Genomic DNA, 4,187 nt, shown 5'->3' with positions numbered 1-4,187 from the left:
TGGTAGACACAAGGGATTTAAAATCCCTCGACTAACAAGTCGTGCCGGTTCAAGTCCGGCCTCGGGCACCACTTTTACTAAAGTCCTTTTAGTAAATTAAATATTCCCTATTTTAAATAAATACCCATCTGTTATATAACAATCACTTTGTTTATGTTTTTGCCTATTCCTTAAAAATTAATAGCAATTGGCTTAATCAAGTGACTAATTTGAGGTAGACAATCGTGCTTAAAGCAGAGCATACGCATTGTTACACGTTAGCGTTAGTTGATTAAACCTACATTACTTTCCCTATACCCCTTTGCTGCTGATATAGGGTACTTTTAACGCCGTTTACATCCAATTCAGTTCCATCAAAGCAATTTTGCATACATACGCGACTACCTGATGATATAAACTTGATAGCTAAAGGTGCAACTAATAGCACTTGGTTGTTATGCGCTTATATGTGCGCTCTATTTATTAAAACAACGTGTTTTAGAGGTGTATTGCCAAAGCTAAACAGTTTGATGATTAAATACGGTCGTTAATGTATTAGCTGAAGTGTGTAGGTAAGGGAGGAAATAAAGTGCAAAGCAAAGCGACACAAAGCCGCTTTGCTAAAGTACATAATGCTATAACTTTGCTTGTGCCTTATAAATAGGGTATTCGCTCATTAAACCTTGAATAAGCGCCACGCACATTAAAATAAGCACAATTGAAAAAGGTAACGCAGTGGTTACTACTCCCGATTGCAAGGCCTGCAAGGCTTGAGAGCCACCTACCCACAGTAATACGGCGGCTATTGCCCCTTCAATCGTTGCCCAAAATATACGTTGTGGTACCGGCGCATCAATTTTTCCGCCTGCGGTTATGCCATCTATTACAAGTGAGCCAGAATCAGAAGAGGTAATAAAAAATACTAAAACAAGCACAATTGAGATCACACTAATAAGGCCACTAAGCGGAAGCTGCTCATAAACCTGAAATAGCGTTACAGAGATATCGGTTAACCCGTTTTGCCCAAGTGGGCCTACTTTATCAATAATTTGTGAAATCGCTAAATTACCAAATACCCCCATCCACACTAAGCTTAATAGTGTTGGCAGGCCAATGACGACTAATAAAAATTCTCGCACGGTACGGCCTCTAGAAACGCGGGCAATAAACATTCCTACAAACGGCGACCACGATATCCACCATGCCCAATAAAATACTGTCCAGGCATGCATCCAGTCTTCATCTTCACGGCCAAACGGATTACTAAGCGGAATCATATGTTCTACATATGCACCAAAGGTAAACCATATTGCTGTGATTGAGTCACTAAAAGTAAGCGATATTATGGCTACAAGTAAAATAAATGCACATATAAGATTGATGTTACTAAGTACTTTCACACCCCCTTCAATGCCTTTAATAACAGAAACAATAGCAATACAGGTAACGAGCGCTATAACTGTAATTTGAAAAGCGGTACCGTAGTCAGTGCCCATTAAATAATTAATACCACTTGTTGCTTGCTGTGCCCCTAAACCAAGAGACGTTGCTAAACCAAAAAGCGTAGAGAGTACAGCAAGTATATCAATAACGTGACCAAGCCAGCCCCATGCACGATCGCCAAATAAGGGATAAAACACGGAGCGTATAGATAACGGAAGGCCTTTATTGTAAGCAAAAAACGCTAAGCTAAGTGCAACAATGGCGTAAATTGCCCAACCATGTAAGCCCCAGTGATACATGGTGGCGCCCATGGCTAAAGAGTGCGCTTCTGGGGTATTTGGCTCTGCGTTCATTGGCATTAAATACCAATCAGTATAATAGGCAGCGGGCTCTGCAACACCCCAAAACAGTAAACCTATCCCCATTCCTGCGGCAAATAACATTGCCAGCCATGAGAGATAACCATGTTCAGGTTTTGCATCAACACCCCCTAAGCGAATTTTACCAAGAGGGGAGAGCGCAAGTGCAAAGCAAAATAATACGAAACCATTAGCAATCAACATGAAGTAGCTATCAAATTTATTGATAATGGCATCTTTAGTTGAGGTAAGTGCTTCCCTGACCACTTCAGGGTCAAGCAACAAGGTAAGGGCAACAAATAGTATGACTAAAAATGCGCTTATTCCAAACACTGGGTTATGAACATCAAACCCCCATTTTTGTACGTTATCTTGACCTACCTGATAATCGGTAGTGTCAATACTGTATTTGTTCAATTGGTCATCCATCATGACTCCTTTATATTATAGATAACAAACTTCAATTTTATAGTACGTAAGTAAATCAAAAAGCGCCTATTACTGATATTTAATTATGGTATATATCTCTGAAATACATTAATAAATTTTTATATAGTTTGAAAGGCAAAAAAAAGCGAGCTAATGCTCGCTTAATAATTTTTTAATTTAGCGTTACTTCCACGCGTTAGGATCAACCTCTTTAGCAAGCTTAGGGTGCTTGTCTTTGTCAAACGTAGGTAATACACCTTGCTTGTTTTGCGCGTTGTAATCTTTTGATAACCACACAACAACGCCTGAAAGCATAAACAGTGCAACCACGTTTACAATAGCCATTAGGCCCATAGAAATGTCAGCAAGTGTCCAAATAATACCTAGTTCACCAATGGCACCAAACATAACCATACCTAATACAAGTAATCTAAATATAAACATTCCTTTAGTAGAGTTGTGCTCTAAAAACATTAGGTTTGTTTCGGCATATGAGTAATTCGCGACAATAGAGGTAAATGCAAAAAATAAAATGGCAATGGCAATAAAGTAAGTACCCCAGTCACCTACGTGCTCTTGTAGTGCAGCTTGCGTTAACTCTATTCCTAATACACCCGATTCAGGCACAAGTTGATTAGACAGTAAGATTAATGAGGCAGTGGCTGTACAGATCACAATAGTATCTATAAATACACCTAGCATTTGCACATACCCTTGCGAGGCTGGGTGCGGTGGATAAGGTGTTGCCGTTGCTGCGGCATTGGCTGCGCTACCCATACCGGCTTCGTTTGAAAACAAACCGCGCTTAATACCTTGGATCATAGCTTGCGTTACACCATAGCCAATTGCACCGGCGCCTGCTTGCTCTAAACCAAAAGCACTTTTTATTATAAGTACAATAACATCAGGCAGGGCAGTAAAGTTAATCGCACATACATATATAGCAACTAGCAAATAGGCAAGCGCCATAAATGGAACAACCATTTCGGCAAAACGTGATATTGTTTTTAATCCACCAAAAATAATGATGCCAGAGCCAATTACAAGTGCAATGCCTACTATATACTTAGGTACATCAAACGCTACTTCAAATGCGGCAGCAATAGAGTTTGACTGTACAGCATTAAATACCAGGCCAAAGGCTAAAATTAAGCATAATGAAAACAACACACCCATCCAGCGTTTGCCTAAACCTCGTTCCATATAATAAGCAGGGCCGCCTCTAAAGTTGCCATCAGCGTCTTTAGTTTTATAAGCTTGCGCTAACGTACTTTCTGCAAAGCTAGTTGCCATACCTATTAAAGCAATCAGCCACATCCAAAATATAGCGCCAGGGCCACCTAAATAAAGTGCCACGGCAACACCGGCCATATTACCTGTTCCAACCCGCGCCGCTAAAGAAGTACAAAAAGCCTGAAAAGAAGAAATCTCATCTCCACCACATTTACGTGAGCCAAACATAACTTTAAACATATGAGGGAATTGTACAAATTGAATAAAGCCTAACCGAATGGTAAAAAAGACACCTGCTGCTATTAATAAGTAGACGAGAACTTGGCCCCAAAGTAAGGCACTTATACTATTTATTATATCTGTCATGAATACTACCTAAGTACATGAGTTGAAAAAGTGCTGGCAACTTACCATAACAAATCAAAAGAGTTTAGTTTTAAAAGCAAAAAAGCAGTCTTATCCACAGGCTTTTGTGGGTAACATGTGTTTTTAATGTGGGGTTCTTATGGGTATAAATTAAATGCAATTTTATTCAATAAAACGCTTGCGTATAAAACGTTTCTCCCTATAATGCGACCCCACTGAGACGGCAGAGCGCAACGCATAGCGAGGCACGAGCTACTCAGTGAGTTGAGTAAAACTTAGTTTTAAAAACTTTCAAGTTTAAAAAATTAAGTGTTGACAAAAAAATAGGAAAGCGTAAGATGCGCAGCCCTAGCGAGATAAAGTTTAACGCTTTAATCG

2 protein-coding genes are annotated in these 4,187 nt (G+C 39.7%); both read right to left on the bottom strand.

The window, feature by feature from the left end; all coding sequences use genetic code 11:
- Positions 1-614 precede the first annotated feature (614 nt).
- Complete coding sequence (locus MTN96_RS36565) at positions 615-2,210, bottom strand: BCCT family transporter (RefSeq protein WP_248534799.1); 1,596 nt, start codon at positions 2,208-2,210, stop codon at positions 615-617.
- Positions 2,211-2,393: 183 nt separating this feature from the next.
- Positions 2,394-3,809, bottom strand: a complete 1,416-nt coding sequence (locus tag MTN96_RS36560) for a sodium:alanine symporter family protein (protein ID WP_024033645.1) — start codon at positions 3,807-3,809, stop codon at positions 2,394-2,396.
- Between the last annotated feature and the right edge of the window lie 378 nt (positions 3,810-4,187).

It is taken from the genome of Pseudoalteromonas sp. 2CM28B, from assembly GCF_023161935.1.
This window is presented reverse-complemented; position numbering and strand designations above follow the sequence as displayed.

Excerpts from the sequence above, each read along its gene's own strand:
- MTN96_RS36565 (WP_248534799.1), bottom strand. The coding sequence starts at position 2,210 with ATGGATGACCAATTGAACAAATACAGTATTGACACTACCGATTATCAG.
- MTN96_RS36560 (WP_024033645.1), bottom strand. The coding sequence starts at position 3,809 with ATGACAGATATAATAAATAGTATAAGTGCCTTACTTTGGGGCCAAGTT.